Annotated in this window: 30 protein-coding genes and 1 pseudogene; 16 read left to right on the top strand and 15 right to left on the bottom strand. The window is 64.3% G+C overall.

Translation table 11 applies throughout. The features are described 5' to 3' along the window. A partial coding sequence (locus AC1DYD_RS38285) for a hypothetical protein (protein ID WP_478177953.1) occupies positions 1–298 on the bottom strand: 298 nt, incomplete at its 3' end. 138 nt (positions 299–436) lie between these two features. On the opposite strand from AC1DYD_RS38285, the gene AC1DYD_RS38280 reads away from it, so the two are divergent. Continuing rightward, the gene (locus AC1DYD_RS38280; protein WP_478177952.1) at positions 437–859 is read left to right on the top strand and encodes an ACT domain-containing protein; all 423 of its coding nucleotides are present in this window, start codon (positions 437–439) and stop codon (positions 857–859) included. A gap of 44 nt (positions 860–903) precedes the next feature. On the opposite strand, the gene AC1DYD_RS38275 is transcribed toward AC1DYD_RS38280, so the two are convergent. Together AC1DYD_RS38275 and AC1DYD_RS38270 are read right to left on the bottom strand one after the other, a co-directional pair. Then, positions 904–1,101 (bottom strand): CopG family transcriptional regulator, encoded by a 198-nt coding sequence (locus AC1DYD_RS38275; protein ID WP_478177951.1) that lies wholly within the window; start codon positions 1,099–1,101, stop codon positions 904–906. 368 nt (positions 1,102–1,469) lie between these two features. Next, on the bottom strand, positions 1,470–1,667 hold the full coding sequence (locus AC1DYD_RS38270; protein ID WP_478177950.1) for a CopG family transcriptional regulator: 198 nt from the start codon (positions 1,665–1,667) through the stop codon (positions 1,470–1,472). A gap of 504 nt (positions 1,668–2,171) precedes the next feature. Here AC1DYD_RS38270 and AC1DYD_RS38265 point away from each other — a divergent pair. The 15 genes from AC1DYD_RS38265 (at position 2,172) to AC1DYD_RS38195 (ending at position 18,165) form a co-directional block, all read left to right on the top strand. Beyond that, positions 2,172–3,917: a proton-conducting transporter transmembrane domain-containing protein gene (locus AC1DYD_RS38265; RefSeq protein WP_478177949.1), complete on the top strand. Its 1,746-nt coding sequence runs from the start codon at positions 2,172–2,174 to the stop codon at positions 3,915–3,917. Then, positions 3,914–4,837: a respiratory chain complex I subunit 1 family protein gene (locus AC1DYD_RS38260; RefSeq protein WP_478177948.1), complete on the top strand. Its 924-nt coding sequence runs from the start codon at positions 3,914–3,916 to the stop codon at positions 4,835–4,837. Before AC1DYD_RS38265 ends, AC1DYD_RS38260 begins: the two co-directional genes overlap by 4 nt. Then, complete coding sequence (locus tag AC1DYD_RS38255; protein WP_478177947.1) at positions 4,837–5,451, top strand: hypothetical protein; 615 nt, start codon at positions 4,837–4,839, stop codon at positions 5,449–5,451. Before AC1DYD_RS38260 ends, AC1DYD_RS38255 begins: the two co-directional genes overlap by 1 nt. Further along, positions 5,448–5,630: a hypothetical protein gene (locus AC1DYD_RS38250; protein ID WP_478177946.1), complete on the top strand. Its 183-nt coding sequence runs from the start codon at positions 5,448–5,450 to the stop codon at positions 5,628–5,630. The genes AC1DYD_RS38255 and AC1DYD_RS38250 overlap by 4 nt, the downstream gene beginning before the upstream one ends. Further along, positions 5,627–7,132 carry a complex I subunit 5 family protein gene (locus tag AC1DYD_RS38245; protein ID WP_478177945.1) on the top strand — a complete coding sequence of 502 codons (1,506 nt, stop codon included), beginning with the start codon at positions 5,627–5,629 and terminating at the stop codon, positions 7,130–7,132. Before AC1DYD_RS38250 ends, AC1DYD_RS38245 begins: the two co-directional genes overlap by 4 nt. Before the next feature lie 23 nt (positions 7,133–7,155). After that, entirely contained in the window at positions 7,156–8,613 is a 1,458-nt protein-coding gene (locus AC1DYD_RS38240) for a hydrogenase large subunit (protein WP_478177944.1), read from the top strand. An 8-nt stretch (positions 8,614–8,621) separates the two neighbouring features. Beyond that, positions 8,622–9,371, top strand: a complete 750-nt coding sequence (locus AC1DYD_RS38235; protein ID WP_478177943.1) for an NADH-quinone oxidoreductase subunit B family protein — start codon at positions 8,622–8,624, stop codon at positions 9,369–9,371. Between the two features lie 324 nt (positions 9,372–9,695). Continuing rightward, positions 9,696–10,481 carry a hypothetical protein gene (locus AC1DYD_RS38230; protein ID WP_478177942.1) on the top strand — a complete coding sequence of 262 codons (786 nt, stop codon included), beginning with the start codon at positions 9,696–9,698 and terminating at the stop codon, positions 10,479–10,481. A 212-nt stretch (positions 10,482–10,693) separates the two neighbouring features. Further along, positions 10,694–10,981, top strand: a complete 288-nt coding sequence (locus tag AC1DYD_RS38225) for a ribbon-helix-helix protein, CopG family (RefSeq protein ID WP_478177941.1) — start codon at positions 10,694–10,696, stop codon at positions 10,979–10,981. Then, the gene (gene hyfB, locus AC1DYD_RS38220; protein ID WP_478177940.1) at positions 10,978–13,002 is read left to right on the top strand and encodes a hydrogenase 4 subunit B; all 2,025 of its coding nucleotides are present in this window, start codon (positions 10,978–10,980) and stop codon (positions 13,000–13,002) included. The genes AC1DYD_RS38225 and hyfB overlap by 4 nt, the downstream gene beginning before the upstream one ends. A 7-nt stretch (positions 13,003–13,009) precedes the next feature. Next, positions 13,010–13,957: a respiratory chain complex I subunit 1 family protein gene (locus AC1DYD_RS38215; protein WP_478177939.1), complete on the top strand. Its 948-nt coding sequence runs from the start codon at positions 13,010–13,012 to the stop codon at positions 13,955–13,957. A gap of 1 nt (position 13,958) precedes the next feature. Next, on the top strand, positions 13,959–14,621 hold the full coding sequence (locus AC1DYD_RS38210) for a formate hydrogenlyase (RefSeq protein WP_478177938.1): 663 nt from the start codon (positions 13,959–13,961) through the stop codon (positions 14,619–14,621). 1 nt (position 14,622) lies between these two features. Beyond that, positions 14,623–16,077, top strand: coding sequence for a hydrogenase 4 subunit F (locus AC1DYD_RS38205; protein WP_478177937.1), 1,455 nt, complete (start codon positions 14,623–14,625; stop codon positions 16,075–16,077). A 4-nt stretch (positions 16,078–16,081) separates the two neighbouring features. Continuing rightward, a complete protein-coding gene (locus tag AC1DYD_RS38200; protein ID WP_478177936.1) occupies positions 16,082–17,632 on the top strand; it encodes a hydrogenase large subunit in 1,551 nt (516 codons plus the stop codon). Further along, a complete protein-coding gene (locus tag AC1DYD_RS38195; protein WP_478177935.1) occupies positions 17,632–18,165 on the top strand; it encodes an NADH-quinone oxidoreductase subunit B family protein in 534 nt (177 codons plus the stop codon). Before AC1DYD_RS38200 ends, AC1DYD_RS38195 begins: the two co-directional genes overlap by 1 nt. Here the strand turns inward: AC1DYD_RS38195 and AC1DYD_RS38190 are convergent. The 12 genes and pseudogenes from AC1DYD_RS38190 to AC1DYD_RS38135 all read right to left on the bottom strand — a co-directional run bounded on the left by AC1DYD_RS38190 (position 18,119) and on the right by AC1DYD_RS38135 (position 25,496). Further along, positions 18,119–18,463 (bottom strand): DUF6537 domain-containing protein, encoded by a 345-nt coding sequence (locus tag AC1DYD_RS38190; protein WP_478177934.1) that lies wholly within the window; start codon positions 18,461–18,463, stop codon positions 18,119–18,121. The two genes, AC1DYD_RS38195 and AC1DYD_RS38190, sit on opposite strands and share 47 nt — an antisense overlap. Beyond that, positions 18,438–18,512 (bottom strand): annotated as a pseudogene (locus AC1DYD_RS38185) (hypothetical protein); the annotation flags it as partial. The pseudogene AC1DYD_RS38185 and the gene AC1DYD_RS38190, both read right to left, overlap by 26 nt. A 26-nt stretch (positions 18,513–18,538) precedes the next feature. Continuing rightward, positions 18,539–20,011, bottom strand: a complete 1,473-nt coding sequence (locus AC1DYD_RS38180) for a patatin-like phospholipase family protein (protein ID WP_478177933.1) — start codon at positions 20,009–20,011, stop codon at positions 18,539–18,541. Between the two features lie 306 nt (positions 20,012–20,317). Further along, positions 20,318–20,500 carry a hypothetical protein gene (locus tag AC1DYD_RS38175; protein WP_478177932.1) on the bottom strand — a complete coding sequence of 61 codons (183 nt, stop codon included), beginning with the start codon at positions 20,498–20,500 and terminating at the stop codon, positions 20,318–20,320. Then, positions 20,497–20,952: a hypothetical protein gene (locus tag AC1DYD_RS38170; RefSeq protein ID WP_478177931.1), complete on the bottom strand. Its 456-nt coding sequence runs from the start codon at positions 20,950–20,952 to the stop codon at positions 20,497–20,499. Before AC1DYD_RS38170 ends, AC1DYD_RS38175 begins: the two co-directional genes overlap by 4 nt. Further along, a complete protein-coding gene (locus AC1DYD_RS38165) occupies positions 20,939–21,154 on the bottom strand; it encodes a hypothetical protein (protein WP_478177954.1) in 216 nt (71 codons plus the stop codon). Before AC1DYD_RS38165 ends, AC1DYD_RS38170 begins: the two co-directional genes overlap by 14 nt. A 44-nt stretch (positions 21,155–21,198) precedes the next feature. After that, positions 21,199–21,732: a hypothetical protein gene (locus AC1DYD_RS38160; RefSeq protein WP_478177930.1), complete on the bottom strand. Its 534-nt coding sequence runs from the start codon at positions 21,730–21,732 to the stop codon at positions 21,199–21,201. Positions 21,733–21,919: 187 nt separating this feature from the next. After that, the gene (locus AC1DYD_RS38155) at positions 21,920–22,705 is read right to left on the bottom strand and encodes a hypothetical protein (RefSeq protein ID WP_478177929.1); all 786 of its coding nucleotides are present in this window, start codon (positions 22,703–22,705) and stop codon (positions 21,920–21,922) included. Positions 22,706–22,755: 50 nt separating this feature from the next. Next, positions 22,756–23,202 carry a hypothetical protein gene (locus tag AC1DYD_RS38150; RefSeq protein WP_478177928.1) on the bottom strand — a complete coding sequence of 149 codons (447 nt, stop codon included), beginning with the start codon at positions 23,200–23,202 and terminating at the stop codon, positions 22,756–22,758. 90 nt (positions 23,203–23,292) lie between these two features. Beyond that, positions 23,293–23,547: a hypothetical protein gene (locus tag AC1DYD_RS38145; protein ID WP_478177927.1), complete on the bottom strand. Its 255-nt coding sequence runs from the start codon at positions 23,545–23,547 to the stop codon at positions 23,293–23,295. A gap of 92 nt (positions 23,548–23,639) precedes the next feature. Beyond that, complete coding sequence (locus AC1DYD_RS38140; protein ID WP_478177926.1) at positions 23,640–25,058, bottom strand: DUF1254 domain-containing protein; 1,419 nt, start codon at positions 25,056–25,058, stop codon at positions 23,640–23,642. A 27-nt stretch (positions 25,059–25,085) separates the two neighbouring features. Beyond that, the gene (locus AC1DYD_RS38135) at positions 25,086–25,496 is read right to left on the bottom strand and encodes an SHOCT domain-containing protein (RefSeq protein WP_478177925.1); all 411 of its coding nucleotides are present in this window, start codon (positions 25,494–25,496) and stop codon (positions 25,086–25,088) included. Positions 25,497–25,575: the final 79 nt, after the last annotated feature.

Raw genomic sequence — 25,575 nt, 5'->3', positions numbered from 1 at the left:
CGTTGAGGTGGCGCGTGACGGCAACGATGTCCTCTTCGCTCCAGTTCAGCGCGCCCGCGGCCTGCCAGCGTGCCACCTGCGCCTGCAGGCTGTTCCAGTCGGTCGCCAACCTGCGGTCACGCCAATGCACCTGCGTCGTGTGGCAGGCGATGCAGTGCGTCGTGTACAGAAGTTCGCCGCGTGTCTGGGCACCGGCCACGGGGCCGAACACGCTTGCCGCGACCAGCAGGCAGGCGGCCGGGAACCGGGCCGGGTGGGGGCGCTGCCGGCGCACGGGATCGGGATGCAGGTCGTTCATTGGGTCCCTCTCGACGATGGACTTCGATCATCCTAGGCCGCATCGGCCTTGCCTTGATCCAGCGCAAGGCGGTCGAGAGACCGGCTCCTAAAGTGATTGGGCAGCCCGCACCTCGGCAGCGAAAATAGAGGATCAATCATGAATCTTCTCGTGGAACCTACAGATGTATGGGCAGCGACCATCCAGGACCGCCCCGGCGGCCTTGCCGAGGTGCTGGATACGCTATGCGAAGCGGGGGCCGACCTGCAATTCGTCATTGCAAGGCGGACGCCGGACAAGCCAGCGACGGGGGTCGTCTACGTCACGCCGCTGCAGAACGACCGTGAAATCCGTGCGGCGGCACAGGCGGGCTTCAACGTGACACAAAGCCTTCACTCGGTTCGGATCATGGGTCCGGACCGCCCGGGCATCGCCGCGGAGTTGACGCAAAAGCTTGCTGCCGGGGAAATCAATCTTCGCGGCTTCTCGGCGTCCGTGATCGGCACACAGTTCGTAGCCTACATCGCGGTCGACTCGCTGGGCGACGCCAACAAGGCGATGGGAATCCTGTCGAAGGTCTGAGATCCCCTGCACAGCGACCGCACGCTTGCTTCTGGGCCCTTGAGTCAGCGTTCGCGGGCCTTCGTGCTGTCAGTGCGGACCCCGCTCGGCACGAAGCTCACTCCATGATGGGCCAAATAGTCACGAATCAGGCGGCGCACCACTTGAGACGGTGTCACGTCCTGTTGTGCACAAAGTGTTTCGAAGGCCTGTTTCTTAGCCGGATCAATCAGGACCGTAAGGCGGGCAGTCTTAAGCTCCATGATGACTCCAAATATGATAATTGTATGTTAATTTAACAAACATACAAGGCAAGCTGGACTGGAGCAACGCTCAGCAGGATTTGCCAAGCGTGTGTGGTTCTTGAGGGCAGAAATGCGCTGCCTCACCAAAACTTCCACCACGATCGCGACACGGCTTCTTTCCGTTGCGCGGGAGATGCGAGCGGCTGCACCTGACTTTCTTGGATACGCTCGCGTCGGCGCTGCTCCGCCTCAAACGCCTGCGCAACACCAAATGCAAGCTGCTCGCCACGTGCCGCACGCGCGCGCCACTCCCGGGCCAACTCGGCGAGTTGGTCGTCGTCAACGTCGTTCGGTCTCGAATGCATCAGCGCAGTCGTCGTCGCCGTTCAGGGTGTCGCGGCCGCTTCCTCCTCCCGCTCCAGACCGCTCGGGACGAAGGTCTCGCCGTGGTGAGTCAGATAGTCGCGAATCAGACGTCGTACGACCTGTGACGGGGTGACGTCCTGGCGGGCACACAACGCCTCAAAGGCTCTTTTCTTCGCCGGATCGACCAGCACCGTCAGGCGCGCTGTCTTGAGTTCCATCGGATCTCCCACATGTCAGTTCAATGATAATAATAGTATCATTCAGAGCAACCTAGATTGCACACCAAGGCGGGCCTTTCCGATCCTGCCTGGTCGGGATCCTGGAGCCCTTCACTTGCATTGCTTCGATGACTCCTGCGTATGGCACGCGGCACGGCGATCCGCGTCGCCTATGCGCGTCGGCGACCATGACCAGGGCGGCATCGAGGTGCCCGGCTTCGCGGCGCCCGCGGCCTCAGGACGCCAATGACGGTTCTCAGCGCAGCCGTGCTCGTCTTGCTGCTGGGTGCCGCAGCCTGCCTCCTGCCCGTGCGCAGCGCCATGCACGCGGGCATTGGCGTGCTTTCGCAAGTGCTCGCAACGGCATTGGTCTGGACCGCCGTGGCCCCTGTTCTGTCCGGTGGAGCGACCGTGGTCGGCGAACTGGCGTGGGCCTATCCGGTGGGCACCCTGCGGGTGCGATTGGACTCGCTTGGAGCCTTCTTCCTGGCCTGGTCGMTCCCGATGACCTTGCTGGGCAGCATCTACGCGGTGGGCTACCTGCGACCGTACTTCGGATCGAAGCGGCATCTGGGGGTGCACTACGCACTGCTGAACCTGACGTCCTTGTCGTTCGTGCTCGTCTACACCGCCGACCACGCTCTCGTCTTCCTGCTGGGCTGGGAATCCGCCGCCCTCGCCGCATGGCTTCTCGTTATCTGGGACTACACGAACCAGAAAGTCCGCTTCGCCGGGTTCAACTACCTGGTGTCCACGCACATCGGCCTGATCTTCCTGGTCGCGGCGTTCATGATCCTGTACACCCACTCGGGTTCGTGGGACCTCAGTGGCTTCGGACACTGGCTGCGCAACAACGCGGGCTCGGAACGCAATGTCGTCTTCATGCTCCTGGTGACGAGTTTCGGCCTCAAATCCGCGTTCTTTCCATTTCATTCCTGGCTGCCACGGGCCCATGCAGCGGCGCCGGCGCATGTCTCGGCGTTGATGTCGGGTGTCATCCACAAGGCCGGGCTCTACGCGCTGGTGCGCTTCGTTTTTCTGATCGGCAAGCCTGACGAATGGATGGGCTGGTTCCTGATCGGATTCTCCGCCCTGTCGGCGGTGGTCGGCGCCCTGTACACGGTGGGCCAGCGCGACCTGAAGCGCCTGCTGGGCTACTCGTCGACGGAAAACGTCGGGATCGCCGGTATCGGCTTCGGCGTCGGCTGCCTGGGGCTGAGCTGGGGCAACGCGTCCCTGGTAGCGATCGGATTCGCCGGTGGGTTGTTGCATGTGCTGAACCATGCGTTCTTCAAGTGCCAACTGTTCTACGCCGCCGGCGCGGTCTACCAGGCGACGCATACCGTCGACATGGAGAAGCTGGGAGGGCTGTCGCGGTTGATGCCCTGGACGTCATTGAGCTTCATCCTTGGCGGCGTCGCGATCGCGGCGCTCCCGCCGCTCAACGGCTTCACCAGCGAGTTCGTCATCTATTCGGGGCTTTTCACGGATGCCCCCATCGGCGTCTGGGCCAAGGTGGCGCTGTCTGCGACGGGCGCACTGCTGGCCTTCGTGGGCGCAGTTTCCGCGTTGAGCATCACGCGCGCATTCGGCGTGGTCTTTCTTGGCGCGCCGCGAGACAGCAGCGTGACGCCGCCCACAGAGGTGAGTCGCTGGATGCTGGTGCCCATGGGCGTGCATGCGGTGGGCGTCATCGTGCTCGGGGTCATGCCGGTGCTGGGCTTCAAGCTGGTGCAAGGCCCCACCGTCATCGCACTGGGGTCACTGCTCAAGCCGACCGTCAACGTCCTGCAGCCGATCGCCGACATGCTGACGTGGATTGGCATGGTCTCGGCTGTGCTCGTCCTGTCGATCGAAGCGCTGATCTGGCTGCGATCGAGGGCGACGTCCCAGGCTGCTGCGAGCCACGTCACTTGGGGCTGCGGCTATGGTGCACCGAGCCCCCGCATGCAGTACACCGGCTCGAGCTTCTCGACTGACTTCAGCGCCCGTTTTCGAGGCGTGATGGTCATGCTGCGGCGACAGAAAGCGCCAACGGGCTACTTTCCAACAGAAGGCTACCTCGTCACCGACTGCGTGGATGCGGTGGAGCGGCGACTGTTCTCCGTCATCGGCCATGGAGATGCTTCAGCCGCCGACTTGTCACGGAGGCTGCGCGAAGACGATCCGCGCGTCGCCTTTGCGGCAGCCCTGATCGGCATCGTCGCGATCGCCGGGGTGTTGGTGCTGGCGAGCGGTCCGCTGCGATGAAGCCACTGATCGGAGTCGCCCAGGTGGTCGTCGCGCTCGGGATGCCGGTGCTGATGGTCGGCCTCGTGAACCGGACCAAGGCGCTGTGGGCCGGGCGCAAGGGGCCGCCTCTGATGCAGCTGGGCTGGGATCTTCTGCGCCTGCTGCGCAAGCGGCCCGTCTTCAGCGTCGTCGCCACGCCGTTGTTCCGCGCCGGCGCCTGGGTGGTCCTCGCGGCGACCCTGCTCGCCGCGATGATCGCGCCGAATCTCGGCAGCAATGCACTGCTCGAGTTCAGGCACGACTTCATCTTCTTTGCCTACTCGTTCGCGCTGGCCCGCATCTTTCTCATGTTGTCTGCCCTGGACGTCGGCAGCGCCTTCGAGGGCATGGGCGCCGCCCGCGAGGCATCGTTCACCGCCTTCGTCGAACCCGCGCTGTTCCTGCTCATCGGGGCTGCCAGCGTGGCCACCGGCCACACCAGCTTCGCCGGCCTGATCGGCCATCTCCACCAAACCGAGTCGTTCCGCTGGATCGTGGTGCCCGCTGTCGTGGTTCTTTTCATCCTGCTGCAGGCCGAAGCTTCACGGGTGCCCGTGGACGACCCGCTGACACACCTCGAGCTGACGATGGTCCACGAGGTGATGATCCTCGATCACAGCGGCCCGGAACTGGCTGCGATGCAATACGCGGCGGCACTGAAGATGACCATCTACGCGGGTTTGATCGCGGCCCTGCTCAACCCCTTCGACCCTCTGCGCGCGCCGCTGGCCTGTGGGTTCACCTCGTTGTTCATCATGGCCGGCGTCGCCGTGGCGGTGGGCTGCGTCGAGTCGCTCGTCGCGCGGCTGCGCATGAACCTGGTGCCGCGCTATCTGATGCTGGCATCGGCCGTGGCGGCCCTGTGCCTGGGCGGCGCCGGCTGGTTGGGGAGGTCCTGATGACGCTGCCGCTGATCATCTTCCTGGTTGCAGCCGTCATCCCGGTGTTCTTCGGAAAAATCCGGTCCGCGCCGGTCTGGCTCTCCATACAGGCGTTGGCCCTGGGCTGGAACGCGATCGCGCATCACGCGGAGGTGCCGGTCCATGCGCTCGTGGCCCTGTTCGAGGTCCTCGTCGTGCGCGGCGTCATCGCGCCGCAACTGCTGCGCCGAGCCATCCGCCTGCGCGCCGAGCCGAATCTCGACCTGATGCCGTCGAACCTCTTCACCTGGGCGATCGCCATCGCCCTCATCGTCCTGGCGTTCGAATTCGGCGCGCCCGCGATGTCCGACCGACAGGCCCTGACGCTGGGCGTCGTCGGCGCGACAGTGGCCGTGGCCTTGTTGGTGCTGTCGACCAACAACTCGCCCCCGGCCCAGTTGGTGGCCGTGCTCTTCATGGAAAACACGCTGGCGTTGTTTGAGTCCCTGCTCCCCGAACCCTGGCCACTGCCGGTGCACGCCGCCCTGAGTTCCATTTACCTGCTCACGGCCGGGGTGGGCGGCTGGCTGGTCGGCGCACGCGAGCCGAGCGAAGCGAATGGCAAGTCGCACGTGGCGAAGGAAATCCCATGAGCCGCACGGCCGCTCCGAAGGCGAATACCGAAGCGCTGCTGCGCGAAGGTACTCCCATCAGCCGCACGGCCGCTCCGAAGGCGAATACCGAAGCGCTGCTGCGCGAAGGTACTCCCATCAGCCGCACGGCCGCTCCGAAGGCGATACCGAAGCGCTGCTGCGCGAAGGTATTCCAATGAGCCCGCCGCCCGTCAGTCGCGAGGCCGGCGCGCTCACGCTCGGCGAGTCCGCGCCCGTTGCGCAGAGCGCACCGATGAACCGGGCGGAGCCCATTGCGGCAGGCTCGCACTCGGGCGCACGTCATCGCTGGATCGGCCCGGCGCTGGTCGCGGTGGCACTGGCCAGCCTGGCGCTGTGGGTCACCGTCTTCGTGCTCACGCCGCTGACCGAATTGCCGCTCTATTTCGCGCAGCGCTATTTCGTGCTCGATGCGACCTCGCTGTTGTTCCTGCTGGTGATCAACAGCGTCTTCCTGGGCATCAGCGTCTATATCGCCTCGCGCGTGGGGACCTCGGCAGCGCTGACCCATCGCATACTGTCCAGGGCGTCACTGACGTTCGCGTTCATGGTCGCCATGAACCTGGGGGTGATGGCCAACAACCTGCTGCTGTTGTGGGCATTCATCGAGCTGACCACCTTGTGCGCGGCACCCCTGGTCGCGCAGGGCAGCGCGAAGGCGCCGCATCGCGTCGCCTGGCGCTATCTGCTGTATTCGAGCATGTCGCTGGCGCTGACCTTCCTGGGCATCATGTGCCTGACGCGCTCAGCCTATCTGCAGGGCGTGGAGATCAATTTCGCGCTCGGCGAAATGGCGGCGGCCGTGCCGACCATTGGCGACACCTGGCAGCATCTCGGGCTGGCGCTGATGCTGTTCGGGCTGGGCAGCAAGCTCGGCCTCGCACCACTGTACAGCTGGATGCCGGAGACCTACGAAGCAGCGCCGACCAGCACGAGCGCTCTGCTGGCGGCCGTGCAGTTCAACATCAGCGTGGTCGCGGTCTTCCGCATCCTGCAGGTGTTTCGGGTCCAGGACACCGGCTTTGTGGCCTATCAGCTGCTGATCATGGGCTGCCTGTCGCTGACGGTGGCAGCGATTCAAGTCATGGCCGCGCGCAGCTACAAGCGGTTGATCGCCTATGCGTGCGTCAGTTCCTCCGGCGTGATCGCGATCGGGCTGTCCGTGGGCAAGGCGGCGGCATATGGCGTACTGCTCTACGTTGTCAGCAACGCCTTCGTCAAGGCGCTGCTGTTCCTCACTGCAGGCCGGCTGCGGGCCGTTTACGGCACCAACGAAGTCAAAGCACTGAGCGGCGTGATGCGGGTGCTTCCGTTCTCTGGATTGCTGTTCGCCGTGGGCACCTTCGCCTTGCTGGGCTTCCCTCCCTTCGGCAGCTTCATGGCGGAGATGCTGATCTTGTCGGGCATCGTGCAGTCGGGCAACCTGATCGCATTCACGATGATGTGCACGATGCTGACGATCATCTTCGTCGCGACGGGCCGCTCGATTTTTCCGATGCTGTGGGGACCGTCGGACCGCCAAGGTGCGTCGATCAAGGAGAGCTGGGTGACTGCCATGCCCAAGCTTGGATTCGTCCTTGTCCTCATCCTGCTCGGTGTCTACACACCGGCCCCGATCAGCCAGCTGCTGCTGCAAGTGGCGCAATCGATTGGCGGGCAATGATGGGACCCGCGAAGCCGGTCGCCATGGTGCTGACCCGAGAGATTGCACCGCTCGGCTTGGTCGCATGGGCGGACTGCTGCGCACAGGCCCTCGACGGCGGCAAACGCATGATCGCGCTGTTCGGCCGCCCCGCCGCGAGCGATGCGGTGGTGGTCACGGCAATTCTGCAGGGCGATGGAGGGCGACTCGACATCGTGCGCGGCCGCGCAACGAACCATGAGTCATTCCCGTCGCTCACTCTGCGGCATCCCGCCGTCCAGATGTTCGAACGGGAGCTGTGGGAACAGACCGGACTCACGCCCGTGGGACATCCCTGGCTCAAGCCGGTGCGCTACGAAGGGCCTCGCCAGCAGCGCATGACCGAGTATCCTTTTTTCAAGGTGCGCGGGCAGGAGGTTCACGAAGTTGGGGTCGGCCCGATCCACGCGAGCGTGATCGAACCGGGACATTTCCGCTTCATGTGCCACGGAGAGAAAGTACATCACCTGGAAATCCAGCTCGGCTACCAGCATCGCGGCGTCGAGGCACTCCTGCTGCGCCGCCCGCCGCTCGCACTCACCTCGTTGGTCGAGTCCATCGCTGGCGACAGCAGCATTGCCTATGCATGGGGCTACTGTGCCGCGGTGGAAGCGTTGGCTGGCGTTCAGGTGAGCATGGCGTCCGACATCGTGCGCGGCATCGCGCTGGAACTGGAGCGCGTCGCCATGCATCTGGCAGGCCTCACGGGGCTTGCCACCGACATTGCGTTCCTGCAGGGCGGTGCCACGTATGGGCGCTTGCGCACGGCGGTCATCAACGCGTCCATGCGCGCCAGCGGCAGCCGCTTCGGCCGGGGCTGGTTGCGTCCGGGCGGTGTGCGGTTCGGCATCGACGATGCGCTGCGACGGGACTTGCTCGCCACCCTCGGAGCCTTCGCGAAGGACATCGCCGAGGTCAACGACCTGATGCTCAGCGCGCGCAGCGTCCGCTCCCGCTTCCAGGGGGTAGGCGTCGTCGGCAAGGGCGCGGCGCAAGACATCGGGCTCGTTGGCTTGGCGGCACGCGCCAGCGGCGTTGCCGCTGACATGCGCGTCAGCCTGCCCGGGCGGCTGTACACCAGCCATCCCGTCAGGCTTCAAACCGAGGAGACGGGTGACTGCTGGGCACGGCTGAAGCTTCGCATGCGCGAGATCGACGAGTCCGTCCGCTGGGCGACACAGGCGCTCGAAGCGCCGGGGCTCGACCTGATGGCCGCGCCGCCCGTGCCGGTAGGACCGCTTTCGCCTGGCACGCTGTGCGTCTCGGTGCGCGAAGGCTTCCGCGGACCCGTGGTCCAAGCGCTGGAAACAGGCGCCGACGGGCGCCTCGTTCACTACAAGGTCCAGGATCCGTCGCTGTTGAACTGGTTCGGCCTCGCGCTGGCCTTGCGCGACAACGAGATCTCGGACTTTCCCATCTGCAACAAGAGCTTTGATCTTTCCTATTGCGGGAACGATCTCTAGGAACATCGGTGCTCCAGTCGATCAGGGTCAGGGCCTCGCAAGGAACCCAATACATCAAGGATCCTCGCCAAGCGAATCCCGTGGGTTTTCGCGGCAAGCCCGTCATCGGCGCCGCCCCCTGCGAGACGGGGTGCGGCACCTGCCTGGCCGCTTGTCCGGCGGAGGCGATCACGCTCGATCCGGTGCGGATCGATCTGGGGCGCTGCGTGATGTGCGGCGACTGCGCTCCTGTGTGCCCGAGCAGCAAGCTCTCGTTCACGAACGATTTCAAGCTTGCCTCTACCAACCGTGACGAGCTGATCATCGACGCCTCGCGGCCGGCACCCGATCCCGTCAGGGTGTCCGAAGCACTGCGCAAGCGCTTCGGTCGCTCGCTGAAGCTGAGATCGGTCTCGGCCGGTGGCTGCAACGGCTGCGAACTCGAGGTCAATGCCCTCACCAATGTCAACTTCGACATCGGGCGCTATGGCATCGACATCGTGGCATCCCCCCGACATGCGGACGGCCTGGTGTTGACCGGGCCGATCACACGCAACATGGCTGAGGCCCTTCAGATGTGCTGGAATGGCATGCCCGATCCCAAGCTCGTGATCGCGGTCGGGGCCTGCGCAATATCGGGCAGTCCCTTCGAGGGTTCGTCAGCCTTGGAGCGGAGTTTCCTCGACCGATTCAAGCCGACTCTTTACGTACCCGGATGCCCGCCCCACCCGCTCACTTTCGTGTGCGGGGTGCTTGACCTGCTTGGCATCAAGAGCTGAGATACCCGCATCCGTTCGACTCTGTCTCGCCAGATGCTCTGGAAGCTCTCGCCCCCTCAGTCTGCCGCGAGGGACTGACGCATCGCTTTGCCACTCGTCAAAATATGATAATCATATTATCATTGCAATTACACTGTAAACGCATTACATTTGCTGTTCCGGCGTCGAGAAATCGCGTCCCCTACTCGTCTTGCGGAGGCTTGAACCCGTGGAGTTCGATCGTCCGACTCTTGTTGCCGTTCTCGCACCGACGGTGGTTGGAGCCGACCGTGAACGCCGAGACGACAGCCAATCCACGTCGCTCGAAGGTTTTGAAGCGTCGCCATGCCCCAGCAGCCATTGAACATGCCCGCGCCGCCTCGCCGGTCGCGGCCCCGCCACAATCTGAAGCTCGTGCAATTCCTGCCGCCCGGGGGGAAGGCCCAAGTTTGCGCGGCGCTTTGGCGCGAGGGTGACTACGTCCACCTCGCATCGCCGCTCATGCGCACGCGCCGCGGTGTGCGGGATCCGAAGTGCTACGCACGGCAGTTTCCCGACGCCCTGGCGTCGATCGACACCTTCGAAGAAACCATGACCTGGCTGGACGCGGCGTGCTATGCCGCTAGCGATCCACGCGAGGTCGATGCTGCCTGTCAGCAACACCCCGAGTGGCGGCTGCGGTGCGTGCGGTACGACGGGAGCGATGCCAACCTGTTGGACCTGGCCGGGCTCATTCGGGCCACCGAGCCCGCCGACCCATTCCCCGAAACGCTCATGCCCGATTGCTTGCTGGAGATCATCAGACAGATTCTGAAGAACGACGTTGATCTGGCTGGAGGCCAAATTGACTCGACTTCGCAGAGGGGAGACGACGTCGCGACGCTGGACCTCGGACTGGATCGAACGGTGGTGGTCACTTTGCTCACGAACATCGCCTCGACGGACGTCGTACGTCAAGGGGTGCTGGCACACCACAGGATGATTGCCCCGAACAATGACGGGACGCATTGCCTGCTCGTGCTGCCCAATCTCCAAATCAATCAGCCGATAGTCCTGACTCCGCGCGTGGTGATCACCGACATGGACACCGACCGCATTCGAGCCTCACTGGTGCAAATGGCCAAGCGCTGACACCCGGGTTGCTCGATCAAGAATCAAGAAATCCAACCCTGCCCGATTCGCAGGCCGAAAGCCCTGGACCCTGCTGCCGCCAGCCAGTGGCTCGCGGGTTTGCGCTGGTCGCTTCCGCACTGAAGGACCAACGAGGCCAAGGCTTCGTGATTTGCATGGCATTCATGTACCATGTGCTGCGGGTACTTATCGCATTGCCATGCTGAGGATCCATGGAATTCAAAACTGCACGGCTGACGCTGCTCATTGATCCCAACAAGAAGGAAGCCTTCGAGCGACTTTGTGCGCTGCAGGATCGGACGGCATCGCAGGTCGTGCGGCAGCTGATCCGTGACTACCTCGCGCGGCACGGTGTCCAAGACATGGCGCGCGACGCGACCGCGAGGGAGCGCACCTCCTCCTCTGACATACCGGCCCCTCGAACGGAGTCTGGCTCGCCAGAGGCTTCTCTTCGGCCACCAAGCAGCGCGCTGCGCACCCCAGGGCCGCCTGCGTCATGAGCAGCCTTCCCCCCATCGCAGAATGGATCCATCTCGACTGGATTCTTGTTGTGGCGATGGGCTGGTTGTTCGTGGGAACCGCCGGGATCTTCGCCCTTCATCGATTCCGCCTGGTCTCCCAGGCGCTCTTCCCCATCGGGGCGCTACTTGGGTTGGCGCTCTTCGGTCTGGCCCTGGATGCGCTGTTTGGCACGCCCGAGCTTGCCGTGCTGCCCATCGGTCTCCCGGCATTGCCGTTCCATCTCCGCCTGGACAGCCTGTCGGCCTATTTCCTGATGGTGGTGGGTGGCGCTTCAGCCGGAATTTCCGCATTTGCGGCTGGGTACTTCCGCAAGGGCGAAGGCACGCCACCCGGCCTCCTGTGCCTCGAATACCACGTTTTCCTGGTCAGCATGGTAGGGGTGATCCTCGCCGACGATGCGTATTCGTTCATGGTGATGTGGGAGACGATGGCACTGTCATCGTTCTTCCTGGTGACCGCGAACCACCGCATGGCTGAGGTGCGCAGCGCCGGCTATCTCTACATCACGATGGCGAGAATCGGCGCGATCGCCGTCCTGCTGTGCTTCGGTGTGCTGCAAGCCGATACCGGCGACTACACCTTTGCCAACATGCGCGCCCAGGCCCTGTCGCCGTTCTGGGCCTCGGCCGGCTTCCTGCTCGCCGTCTTCGGGTTCGGCGCCAAGGCAGGCGTCCTGCCGCTGCATGTCTGGCTGCCCGAGGCCCACCCCGCCGCGCCGTCCCCGGTGTCGGCCATGATGAGCGGGGTCATGCTCAACACGGCCATCTACGGCCTGTTGCGCGTATCTTTCGATTTGCTGCACACCCGCATGTGGTGGTGGGGCGGGCTGCTGCTCGCGGTCGGTCTGGCGACAGCGCTGTTCGGCGTGGTCTTCGCGGCGGTGCAGACCGATATGAAGCGGCTGCTGGCCTATTCGTCGATCGAGAACATGGGCCTGCTGTTCGTCGGCATGGGCCTGGCATTGATTTTCTCGGCCTATGGCATGAAGCCGATGGCCGCACTCGCGTTGACAGCGGCCCTCTATCATGTCGCGAGCCACGCTTTCTTCAAGAGCCTGCTTTTCCTCGGCACCGGCAGCGTGCTGCATGCCACTTCCGAGCGAAACCTCGGCAAGCTGGGAGGCCTGATCCGGACCATGCCCTGGGTTGCCTGGCTCATGCTCCTGGGCGCGCTGACCAGCGCCGGCTTGCCGCCGCTGGGCGGCTTCGTGTCGGAATGGTTGCTGCTGCAGAGCTTCCTCTTCACACCGGGGTTGCCGCAGGCGTTGCTGACCATGCTGATTCCGGTGGTCGCCGCGCTCATCGCCCTGGTGGCCGCGCTGGCCGGCTACACGATGGTCAAGTTCTTCGGCGTCATCTTCCTTGGGCAGCCGCGCGAGGACAAGCTCGCCCACGCCCGCGATGCCGGTCGCTGGGAGCGTGTGGGGATGGTGTGGCTGGCGCTTGGCTGCACCGCGCTCGGGCTGCTGCCAACACAGTTCATTCAGTTGATCGACCCCGTGACTCGGCAGCTTGTCGCGTCGGGCCTCGGCGCCAAGGTCGCAGCCAACGGCTGGCTGTTGGCGCCCAACAGCCTCGAGCAGGCCAGCTATGGCCCCGTGATCTTCCTGCTCGGCATCCTGGGAAGCTTTGCACTCGCCTACCTGCTTGTTCGCAGGCTCTACCACGGCCGCGTGCGTCGCGGCCCGCCCTGGGCGTGTGGCTTCCCGTGGGGCACCGCGCGCATGCAGGACACAGCCGAAGGCTTCGGCCAGCCCATCCGTCAGATCTTCGAACCCTTCTTCCTGATGCGGCGCGATCTACCCACGCCCTTCGACGCCGAGCCCCACTACCGCGTGACGGTCGAGGATCACTTCTGGCGCTGGCTCTATGTGCCCATCGTCGACCTGGCGGCGTACCTCGCGCGACTGGTCGGCCTGATGCAGCAAGGGCGAATCTCGGTGTACCTGCTGTACAGCTTCCTGACGCTGGTGGCCACGTTGCTGGTGGTGATGCGATGAGGTCGCCATGAACTTCACCGGCTTCGTGTCGCAGTTGCTGGAGATCGTCATCGCGATCGGCCTGGCGCCGCTGCTGACCGGCTGGGTCAACATGTGGCGCGCCTGGCTCCAGAACAAGTCCGCGCCCAGCCTCTGGCAGCCCTACCGGATGCTGCACAAGCTGTTCAACAAGGAGTCGATGGTCGCCCACCACGCATCGCGGCTGTTCCGCGTCGCGCCCTATGTGATTTTCGGCTGCATGGTGCTGGCCTGCGCCATCATCCCCATGCTGTCGACCGATCTGCCGTTGGCACCGGCGGCGGATGCGATCGCCCTGGTCGGTCTGTTCGCGCTGGCGCGGGTGTTCATCTCGCTGGCCGCCATGGACGTCGGCACCGCGTTCGGCACCATGGGTGCGCGGCGCGAGATGCTGGTCGGCTTCCTTGCCGAACCGGCGCTGCTGATGGTGCTGTTCTCGGCCTCGCTGATCTCCAAGTCCACCTCCCTCACCACGATCGTCGAGACGCTCGCGCACCGCGAACTGGCCATCTATCCCGGCCTGGCCTTTGCCGGGGTGTCATTCACGATGGTGTCGCTGGCCGAGAACGCGCGCGTCCCGGTCGACAACCCGGCCACGCACCTCGAACTGACCATGATCCACGAGGCGCTCATCCTCGAGTACTCGGGCCGTCACCTGGCACTGATCGAATGGGCGGCCAGCCTGAAGCTGTTCGCTTATTCGTGCATCGGCCTGGCCCTGTTCTTCCCCTGGGGCGTGGCCGAAGCCCAAGCCCCGCTGGAGATGCTGCTGGCGTTGCCCGTGTTGATGATCAAGCTGGCCGTGGGCGGCTTTCTGCTGGCCACGCTGGAGACTGCCAGCGCCAAGATGCGCATCTTCCGCGTGCCCGAGTTCCTGGCCACCGCCTTCCTGCTGGCGGTGATCGGCATGCTGGTGCAACTGCTGCTGAGCCAGTGACATGAGCAGCGCCATCCTGACCCAATTCGTCAACCTGCTCGGCGCGGTGTTGCTGATGCTCGCCTTCGCGATGATCTCGCAGCGGCGCATCTTCACGCTGATTCACCTGTTCACGATGCAGGGTGCAGCGCTGGCGCTCGCGACCGCCTTGGTCGGCTATGCCACCAGCCAGCACCACCTGTACGTGTCGGCCGGGCTGACCCTGGTCCTCAAGGTGCTGCTGATCCCGTACCTGCTGCACCGGGTCATCGACCGTCTCGGTATCCGCTGGGACGTCGAGACGCTGATCAACATCCCGACGACGATGCTGATCGGCATCGCCGTCGTGATCTTCGCGTTCAATCTGGCGATTCCCATCTCCCAGCTGTCCTCGGCGCTGGCCAGCGGCACGCTGGGCATCGCGTTGGCCTGTGTGCTGCTGTCGTTCCTGATGATGATCACGCGAGCCAAGGCGGTTCCGCAAGTCATCGGCTTCCTCTCCATGGAAAACGGCCTGTTCTTTGCCGCCACATCGGCCACCTATGGCATGCCGATGGTGGTCGAGTTCGGCATCGCGCTGGACGTGCTGATCGGCGTACTGATCCTGGGCGTATTCATGTTCCAGATTCGCGAACAGTTCGACAGCCTGGACATTCGCCATCTCGAGAAGCTGAAGGAAGACTGAGATGCTTGCATTGGCCTTCCTCCTCGCAACGCCGCTGGCCGGCGGGATGGTGCTGGCGCTGGTGGGCCATCGCGACAACGCGCGCGACGTCAACGTCGCCTTCAGCCTGGGCACCTTCGTCGCCGCCTGCGTGCTCACGGCGCAGATCGTCGAGAGCGGCCCCATGCTGGTGTGGGACCGCGAGTTCTACATCGACCCGCTGAACGTCTTTCTCGTCACGCTGACCGCGTTCGTTGGCTTGACCACTTCCATCTTCTCGCGCCCCTACATGCGCGTGGAGCGCGATCACGGCAAGATGACGCCGCCGCGGCTGCGCCTGTATCACAGCATGTACCAGCTGTTCAGCTTCACGATGCTGCTGGCACTGACCACCAACAACATGGGCATCATCTGGGTCGCGATGGAGGCTGCCACGTTGACCACCGTGCTGCTGGTCAGCGTCTATCGCACCGCGGCCAGTCTCGAAGCCGCCTGGAAATACTTCATCCTGTGCGGCGTGGGCATCGCCCAGGCGCTGTTCGGAACGGTGCTGCTTTACATGGCGGCCGAGAAGGTCATCGGCCCCGAGGGCGGTGCCTTGCTCTGGACCAACCTCGATGCGGTGAAGGACCGGCTCGACCCGAACATCATCACGCTGGCGTTCGCGTTCCTGTTCATCGGCTACGGCACCAAGGTCGGCCTGGTGCCCGTCCACAACTGGCTGCCGGACGCGCATGCCGAGGGTCCGACGCCGGTATCGGCCGTGTTGTCGGGCCTGCTGCTGAACGTCGCGCTCTATGCCATCCTGCGCTGCAAGGTGCTGACCGACGGCGCGCTGCACAATGCTCTGGCCGGCCGGTTGATGATGGGCTTCGGCCTGCTGTCGGTGGTGGCGGCAGTGTTCTTCCTGATCCGGCAGAAGGACGTGAAGCGCATGTTCGCCTACTCGTCGATCGAGCACATGGGAATGATGACCTTCGCCTTCGGAATGGGCGGCCCGATCGCCAACTATGCCGGGCTGCTGCACATGACCGTGCATTCGCTGATCAAGTCCGCGATCTTCTTTGCCGTCGGCCATGCCACGCAGAAGGCGGGCACCCAGATCATGGAGAACATCCGCGGGCTCATCAAGGTCAGTCCGACGGTCGCCTGGGGTCTGATGCTTGGATCGCTCGCGATTCTGGGAATGCCCCCGTTCGGAGTCTTCGCCAGCGAGTTCCTGATCGTCACGACCGCGATGCGCGAACAGCCCTGGGCGACCCCCTTCCTTCTGATCGCCTTGGGCTTGGCGTTTGCATCCGTCTTCAGCCGGGTCCAGCCGATGGTGTTCGGCGAGACCAACGTCAAGCCCCTGGCGCATCCGCCGGCCCTGGTTCCGGTGTTCATGCATCTGGCGCTGGGTCTGATGCTCGGCCTGTACATCCCACCCTATCTCAATGCCTGGTACGTCCAGGCGGCGGCGATGCTGGGGAACTGATCCAATGGCGCTGCCGGAACTCGGACTTGATCTTCGGCGCCTGCCGGCGCCGATGCCCGCTTGGCATGGGCGGGTGGGTTGGGACGCCTGGAGCACCGCAGCACGCAGCATCGCGAACACAAGTGGGCGCCTGATTTCGGTCTGGGGCGTCGATCGCAGCGCCTCCGGCCACGGCATGGCGGCGTGTGCGGCCTATGCGGTTCCCGAGGGGCTGGTCTGGCTCGAACTGAAGCTGGACGACGCAGCGCGAGGGTTTCCTGATCTGGCCGTGACATTCCCGTGCGCTGGTCGCATGCAGCGCGCGATGACCGATCTTTCGGGCCTCCGAGCCGAGGCCAGCCGCGACGAGCGTCCCTGGCTCGACCACGGGGTGTGGCCGCCCGGACCACCGCCCCTGCAGCAGACCGCAGAGCCCGAGAGGGCCGCAGGGCGCGCGCTTCCTGCCGACTACCCCTTCGTGCGGGTCGAAGGTGACGGGGTGCACGAGATCGCCGTCGGACCCGTGCATGCCGGCATCATCGAGCCCGGCCACTTTCGCTTCTCTGTCGTGGGCGAGAAGGTGCTCAGGCTCGAACAGCACCTCGGGTACACGCACAAGGGCATCGAGCGCCGCTTCACGGAACTGGCGCCGCTGGAGGGCCATCGCCTCGCGGGACGTGTCTCAGGCGACACGACGGTGGCCTACGCCTGGGCTTACAGCATGGCGCTCGAGTCGGCCTGGGGCGCCGAGATCCCGGTTCGCGCCACCTGGCTGCGTGCGCTGATGCTGGAGCGCGAGCGCGTGGCCAATCATCTGGGCGACCTGGGCGCTCTGGCCAACGACGCGGCGCTGGCCTTCGGCCTGGCGCAGTTCTCGCGCCTGCGCGAAGACTGGCTGCGCTTGTCCAAGGAGATCTTTGGCCACCGCCTGATGATGGACGCCGTCATGCCCGGCGGCGTGGCGATCGATCCGACGCCGATGATGAGGGATCGCCTTTGCAGGCAGTGCGATGCGATCGAGCGAGAGGTGCGCGCGCTGCGGCGTGTCTACGACGAACATGCGGGTCTGCAGGACCGCTTTACCGGCACCGGACGGGTAACGCCCGAGTTGGCCGCACAACTGGACCTCACGGGCCTGGCGGGGCGCGCCAGCGGTCAGACGGCCGATCTGCGTTGCGACTTCCCGTGGCCGCCCTACGACCGGCTGAAGGTTGCAGTAGCGACGCATCGCGACGGCGATGTCGCGGCGCGCGTGGCGGTGCGGTTCGACGAGGCATTCGAGTCATTGCGGCTCATCCGCGCCATCTGCTCGGGCTTGCCGGACGGCGCCGTTCACGCCGAGCTGCGGCCTCAGGCTTCGGCATCGCCGGGTGCGGGCTGGGTCGAAGGCTGGCGGGGCGAGGTGTTCGTCGCGCTGGAGATCGGGGACGACGGCCGCATCGCGCGATGTCACTGCCATGATCCGTCCTGGCAGAACTGGCCGGTGCTCGAGCACGCGATCATCGGCAACATCGTTCCGGACTTTCCGCTGATCAACAAGTCCTTCAACCTGAGTTACTCGGGGCACGACCTCTGATGTGGCACATCCTCAAGCAGATCGTCCGCACGGGCATCGTCACGGAGCCGGCACCGCGGGTTGACGAGACCGAACATGCCGCGGTCGATCGCATCCAGCGCGACCTCCTCGCCATCCTTGGCCAGGCGCTGGCGATCCGCCAGGTCGATGCCGGCTCATGCAACGGCTGTGAACTGGAGATCCACGCCCTCAACAATCCCTACTACAACATCGAGGGACTCGGCATCAGGTTCGTTGCCAGTCCGCGCCATGCCGACATGCTGCTGGTGACCGGACCGGTGTCGCGCAACATGGAAGAGGCGCTGCGGCGCACCTACGACGCCACGCCGGAACCGAAGCTGGTGGTGGCCGTCGGCGATTGCGGCTGCACCGGCGGCATCTTCGGTGAGAGCTATGCCAGCTGCGGCAAGGTGGCGAACGTGATACCTGTCGACGTGGCGATACCCGGCTGTCCCCCAACGCCGATCGACATCCTCCGCGGAATCCTCAGTGCCGTCCGACGTCAGGCACAGGACGGCAAGCGTCAGCCATGAAGATGGCCGACGGATCACTGTTCGAGGCGAAAGGCGCCGAGATCAGCGCTACGCCGGTGTCGCGCACAGCGTCCAGCCCAACCTGCTCCATCCGCACCAGCACTTCCTCGATGGCCGCGCGGTACGCTTCGATGAGCTGCCGTTCGGTCCTGCGTTCGGTGGTTCGTCCGAAGACGTCCAGCGGCGTGCCACGCAGCCGGCGCAGCGCCGCCAGCACCCGCAAGCAGGCCGGTCTTGATCTCCGGATTCGGTGGATCGGCGCCAAGCCAGATCGCCAGGAAGACTTTGGCAAAGTCATCGCCTTGAATGGTTCCCTTCGCCGCACCGTTCACATCCTGCAAGCGCATCAAGAATTTGCGCGCTCGGGCATGGTTCAAGGGGCGCGGGGCGCGGCTTCCTTGGCAGCGGCTGGATCGGCGACGACCGTCGCGCCAACGTCCTTCAGCAGCCGCTGAAACTCGGGCGCCGCGAGGATGATCGTCCCCGCCGCGGCCCGCAGCCGATTCACGGCCTCGTCTGGCAGGACGAAAGACGTCGGCTGTTGGTTCAGGTAATCGAATTCCGCCTTGTCCTTCAGCGCGGGAAACGACACATCGATGGCATAGATCTCCGCCTTCGGGACCCGCATCTCGGTGCAGATCGGGGAGTCCTTGTCGGTCGAGCACCCGGCGAGCTTCCGGACCCGCCGCGCGGTTTCCCAGCGCGCCGAAATATCTTTCAAGAGCTCGACCGCCTCGTAGGAATAATGATCGATCGGAACACCGCTGGCCTTCAGCAGGACCTGCACACTGCCGGGCGGCCGCGCCGATTCATCCCAGTTGGTGGGGGGCGACGACAGCGAATTGACAACCAGGACGATGATCCTGCGCACATGGTCGAGCGGAGTGGGCAGGCCCTTGTCATGCAAGGCTTCTAGGAATTCCAGCGCGTCGAGCACGCCGCGCATCCCCAGGTTGTCGGACACGCCGCCGTCCACGAGATGGATATACGGCCGATGGACGCTGTCGGTGTACGGTTCGGTTTCCTTCAACTCGCGTATCGCGCGCGTTGCGGGCCGCGGCGGATTCGCGGACTGGATAAACGCCTTGGCCCAGGCCGGATTCTCGTAGTTGCAGGTTCCGCCGTAGTTGTTGATAGTGACCGGGGAGAGCACCACGGGGACAGCCGACGATGCCGCGGCGGCGCGGGACAGTGGCACGGCATCGAGATCCGAGCACAGCACGTTCCATACGGACTGGGTGAAGGGCATCCGCGTGCCGGTCGAGATGTCGGTGGCCGACACGATGATGAACGGGCCGTCGCCGCGGTCGAGATCGCCGAAAGTCGCGCCGTTGAACAGGATCTCGTCGTAGTACGCGGCCGCCAATTCCGAACGGCCCCAGCCCGTCGACCACAGGTTCCCCCAGTTGATCGGATTGAGCGCACGCGAGACGAGTTCGCCCTGCACGTTGCGCTTGAGGAAGCGTTGTTCGTAGTCGGTGAATAGCCTGTCGCCGTAGAGCCCATAGGCCAATGCCGTGAAGCTGCCGCCCGAAACACCGGTAATGACATCGACGGCGTCGATCAGGCGAGCCTTGCGGCCGTCCGGTGCGCTGACTTCGGTGCGCCGGAGGAATTCCAGTACGCCATACGAGAACGCGGCTGCACGCGTGCCGCCGCCCGAGAAGGCAAGAACGACCAGGTTTTCCTGGCTCTTGAAGTGCTTCTGGCGCGTCTGAAACGTATACCCTGCATTCGCATCGACCTGCGTCACCGGTGGGTTGATCGGACGGGTGGCGCAGCCGCCCAGCAGCAGGGCGAATATCGCCGGCACCGCGATGATCAATTTGCGTGCGCTCGTATTCATGAACTCAGTGGATCGCGGGTGCCCATTGAGGGTCTCGTGGCAATCACAGGCCGACTGTCCGCCAAACCGGCACGCGGCGATATACGACCTTGGTGTTACGTGGGCTCGGAAACCGCTCCGTGCAAGCCGGCTACCAGAAGGTCGAACAATTCGTGCTCGCGCGGCGTCAACGATGCGCGCCTCGCCCGGAACTGGAACTCTGCATCCTGGCGGCGGCCGGAAGCGGCGCAATGATGGCGTCGCCAGTGCGCGAGCTGCGGTGTAGTCACCTTCACCACGCTGCCGCTACCACGGCACGAAGGCGAGTCAGAGCCCCGCCCCCCAGCGATACTGCCAGCCCACGCCGACGATCTTGAACTCGGTCCCGGTTCGCGCGGAAACGCCAGAACTGAAGTAGAGCTTGAGCGAGTTCTGCCTGTCGAGCGAGTACGCAAGCGTTGCGCCCCAGCGCGAATTGCTCTGCAGGTCGTCGTCCACTTTGCCGTTCAAGCTCGTGCGGCTGCCTGTGTAGTAGCTGCCGTCCAGCGCCCGCCCACAGCCTGGGGTTGAAGTTGTAGATCGCGTGTCCCTGGATCGATGACATGGCTGTAGGCGAGTGAGGCAGCATCGACCTTGGCTTGGACGTTCTGGACCGGCAATGATGGGTCGACCAGGACATTGCCCCATTGGCGCGTGTAGCCCGTGATCAGAAAATTGAGGCCGATGGGCGCATTGGTGTAGGACAAAGGCTTCATCGACTGAGCGCGAGCGCAAGGCAGGGCGCCGGGGCCCAGCGCCGCGACCGCAAGCAACACGGTCCATGCTCGGCGAACCTGAGTCCGTCGCGTTGCCGTGACCCGCACGACACGAGCGCAGGCACCGCCGCGCAACCCGGCCTTGATTTCCGGATTCGGCGGATCGCTGCCGAGCCAGATGGGCAGGAAGACCTCAAGACGCAGCACACCATTCGTCGCCGAGCGCCTCGGCCGGAATCGTATCAATCACGAAAGATGCAACAGCCCAACGATCCACTTGCCGGACATCCATCGCCGGCGTGTGCGGGTAACGTTCGGCGTCGATGGCCACCGCCTGCTTGCCCTCCCGGCCCAGCGCCACGATCAACCCGCTCGAACGGCCCCTGAGCAATCGGGAAGTGGCGACCATGTCTAGGGCTTCTCGAGCATCACCGCGAATCTCCGCTGTATTGCTCATCGCAAGCCGACCCCGCGGCCACCGGCGCCCGCACCGTGGAAGCCGGCGCCCACGCCGCCGCCCCGGCCGATCCAGTCGATGAACAGTGCGGTGGCGCCACCGGTGGTGGGCACCTTGCCCTCAATAAGCTTGTAGCGGTACACCAGGTCCTTGCCTTCGATCACCGGCTGACTGATCTCGACCACGGTCAGCGTGTTGTCGCGCTGCCCCGGCTCGTACACCGACAGCGTGGCGTTGGGCGGATCCTTGCTGAAGTTGTTCGGGCCCGCGGCGGCGGTCCATTCCTCCAGATACGCGGGCATCGTCACATGCCCGGCGATGCGCACCGGCCGGTCTGAAAAGTAGATCGTCTGCGGCGACACGTTGACCAGCCGCAGCGTCTTGTCGTCGGCCTTCAGGCTCTCCGCGCTTTGCACGAACATCAGCTGGGCCTTGTCGTCCGCGGCGCCCGCGGCACTTGGCATGGCGGCCAGCGGGATCGCCGCAGCGGTCAGCGCGGCGGTAGTCAGGAACTTGCGTCTTGGAGTCATAGGTCATCCTCGCGGTTGTGAATAGGAAGGTTCGAGCTGCTGCGATCCATGAGCTTGGCGGCAGCGCCATCGTCTGACGGTTAGCTAGCCGGCTTGTGGAAGCGCTCGACCTGCCCACGGACGAGCTCACGAACGCTCAGCTTGTCATGAATTAACCTCGATGGGAAATATTCGTGAGAACATGGTGCTACGGCTTGAAGTTGCTGTAGGGCCCGCCCGTGCGGTCGTAGGTGTTGCCGAAGTTGTCCTGCGTGATGTGCGCGGTGCCGTTCTTCTCAGGCGTGAGGATCAAGTCCTGCTCGAGCACCACTGAGCGGAACTTCCAGCCCGGCGGAAGCTTCAGGCGGCTGCCGAGGGTGGCGATCTCATCTAACTTCTGATCCGGAAAGGTGATGAGGCTGAACGACTTCATGACCCACGGGTTGCCCTCCGGGTCATCCAGGACCGATATGCGCGTGCCCTTGTTGAAGCCGAAACGCGTGTGGCGCGTAACGGTGATGTTCTTGTAGTCGGCCGCACCCGGTTCCGTGCTGAGGCCCTTCAGGTCCAGCCAGTTCACCCAGCGCGCTTTCATGCCGCCGAAGTCCAGTTCCTTGCCCATCTCGACCTCGATCCAGTCCAGAGTCCAAATGCGGGGACCGTTCTTGAACACGGCAAGCATGTGAAACTTCTGCGCCATCTCCTTGACGTCGATCTTGTCCAGCAGCGCCGGGGGACACGAGTCGCCGGTGGTGTCGCTGTCATTCAGACCCCAGGTGTTGTAGACATTTGCTTCCAGATTCTTGGTGATCGCGTTCCCGCCGATGAGGAACATCTCGGTGTAGCGGTGCCCGTACGTTTCCTTGAACGTGTTCAGTTTCGCGTCGGCGCCGTCAGGCGGCAAGGTCACGACCAACTTGGGGTAAAAGACGGCCGCGGCGACGACGATGAGGGCGGCGACGATGCCGACCACCCACTTGATGTTCTTGCTCATTTCCATGGTTCTTCCTTTACGTGGTCGTAGTGATCGACCGAATGGCCAGCCTACGGAACGAAGTTAAATGCCATGCCGCCATCGGAACCCTGGTAGGCGTTAAGCATGTCGTCCTGGAAGACGTGAGCCATGCCGTTGGTCCGCTTCTGGTTGACGATCAGGTCGCGATCGAGGACGACAGTGCGGAACTTCCAGCCCGGCGGCATCGTGAGCACGCTGCCCAGATTCCTGGCGTTGGCCAGGGTCACCTTCTGCTGCTTGTAGTTGGTGAACGACTGCATCACAAAGACCTCGCCGTCGGGCGCGTCGAGGAGATAGATCTCGCGCCCCTTCTTGAACGTGTACTGGTTGTCTCGAAAGATGTAGCCAGGGACGTAGTGGCCCATGGTGACGCCCTTTTCCAGTTGCTCGACCGGCACCACGCCCATCCAGGTCATCTTGATGCCGCCGAAGGTTCGCTCGACGCCATCCTCGTAGACATCGAGCTGATCGAACATCCATCGCCGCGACGGATTGAGGAACGCGTCCTTGGCGCCGGTCTGCTCGAGAATCTTCGCCTTGTTGAGCGCTGCGAACTTCTCGGGGGTTCATATATCGGACCCGGTTGAGTTGTAGAAATCGGCGATCGCATTGGCCTTGCTGGTACCGTTAATCAAGGCCACTTCGCAGAAAACGAAACTGTCGCCCTGATCCGCCACGTGCAACTGCTTGCCGGCCACCAGATGCTCCTTGCGCGAAGCGGCCATGTTCTGGTCGGAGGTGGCGCAGCTGGCCAAAAGCACCGCGCTCGAAACGGCGGCTAGCGTCGCAAGTTTCCGCATTTTCCGTGCAGGGAATTTCATTGGATCTTCCTTTCTTGTTGACCGAACGGCAAGCAGCTCGCGAGATTTGGCGACTCCTGCGATGGTGGGTTCCGCAAGGTGCGAGGAAGGTGCTACTGCACCCGCTTCACCGGAGGCGGCGTCCACGTGCCGTCCAGCATCGAAGGCGGCGTCTTCTTCGGCGCATAGATGCGCATCACGAGTTGGAACTTGCCTTTCGGTGCCGGCAGCCAGTTCGCCTCCTTGTCCTTGCCCGGCGACTCAGCCTGCAGGTACATGTCGACCGAACCGTCGGCGTTGGCGACCAGCTTGTCGCGCTCGGCCAGGTCGTAACGTTGGATCGCGTTCGGCGCGAAGAAGAAGTCGCCGTCGTACATCGTGAGCGACCAGAAGGCGTCGGCGGGTGGCAGCTTGCCCTTTTCGAAGCGCACGACGTAGTTGTACTTCGCGCCGTTGTACTCATCGCCTTTGGCATCCTTCTGCGAGAGCGGATAGACGGCGTCCTGCGGGCGGTTCCAGCCCGGGCCGAGCAGGTTGGCCATGCCGCGCAACCGGTAGTCGGTACCGAAGTTGCCGACGCCCTTGGTGAAGTAGAGCCAGCCGTTGGTCGTCTTCTGCCTCTTCAGCATCAGCCCCATGTCCACGAGCGCGAGCTTGGGGACGATCCTGATCGCCTCGCGATCGAGCTTGCCGAGCTTACCGGGGTCGAAGTCCTGGCCGGGAACGAGGCCGATGCGGGCCATCTTCGCGACCATCGGTGCGTCCTGCGCGGTCGGTGGATTGGTCTTCATCAATTCGGCGAGGCGGTGGAAATAGGCCTCGGCGTCGAGCGCGTTGACCTGCTTGCGCACCGCGGCCTTCATGTCGAAGGCGGGGTCGACCATGCCTTGCGGCGGCGTGTACGGCTTGCCCCAGGCGGACAGCGGAAAGACAGCGAACTTGTCCTGCAGCGCATGCACGGCCGCATAGTCCTCAGGCGTGCCGCTGGTGTAGATGCGCCCGAGGATCCATACCATGCCGGTCGGCGACTTCACCTGCGTCACGCCATCCGGCAGCGTGCCGCTCCAGCCCGGCCCGGTGATGGCATAGACCTGGGCCTTGCTGCCGGTGGTGGTGCTGGCTGCGACCTCGATGACTTCGGACCAGCCGCTCAGCATCGGCATCATGTAGTAGCGGTCGCCCATCTCCGGGATGCTGAAAACCCACGGATCCTTCGACACATCGAGCCATGTTTCCGTGTACAGCGTGTCGGCGTTGGGCGCGGCGCAGCAGTGGTTGTCCACTGCGGGATAGGAACGCATCCGGATCATCTGCCCCATCGGCGCATGCTCGGCATCGGCCTCGGCGACGTTGGTCTGCTGTTTGCGCGCCATGTCGAAGGTGACCAGCGGGTAGCCGTAGATGTAGGCCTCGGTGGCGATGCCGACCGCCTTCACCGGACGCGGCGACGAAGTCTCCGCGTGGGTCGCAATCGGCAAGGCAGCAATGAGGCCCAGACACAGGGCCGCGGCTGTGCACCGGATCGGTTTCATGGCTTGGATCCAATCGCCATGGCGTCCTCAGTTCGTCAAGCCGCTGAGGATCTTCTGCTTCGCCGCCTCGTAGTCGCTCTGGCTGATGAGCTTCTGGGCGTAGAGCGATTGCAACTCGGCGAGCTTTTGCTGCGGCGTCTTGGTGCTCGCTGCGGCGGCTGCCTGATTTGCCGCCGCGGCCGCCCGAGCCGCAGCGGCTTCCGAAGCGGCGGCGGCCGACTGCGCGGACGCCGCAGCCGCAGCCTCCGTGGAAGCATTGGCGCTCGCGGCCGCCCCAGTCTCGGCGGCACCGTATACCACCGCGGTGCGCACGGCGGCGCGGCGCCAGACACCAAGAATGGCCCAGGCGGGGTCGACGCTCGCCATCAACGTCAGCAGGGCCAGCCCGCTCAGCACGGTGTTGCGAAGGACACGCTTCTGCACTTGGTAATGAGTCATGTTGGTACTCCAGTTCCGGTCCGAATCACTGCTTGGCTCTCGTGTAACGGAGTTCCATTCTCGTGTAACGGAGTTCCAT

Source organism: Variovorax sp. P4_B11 (genome assembly GCF_056402355.1).
This window is presented reverse-complemented; position numbering and strand designations above follow the sequence as displayed.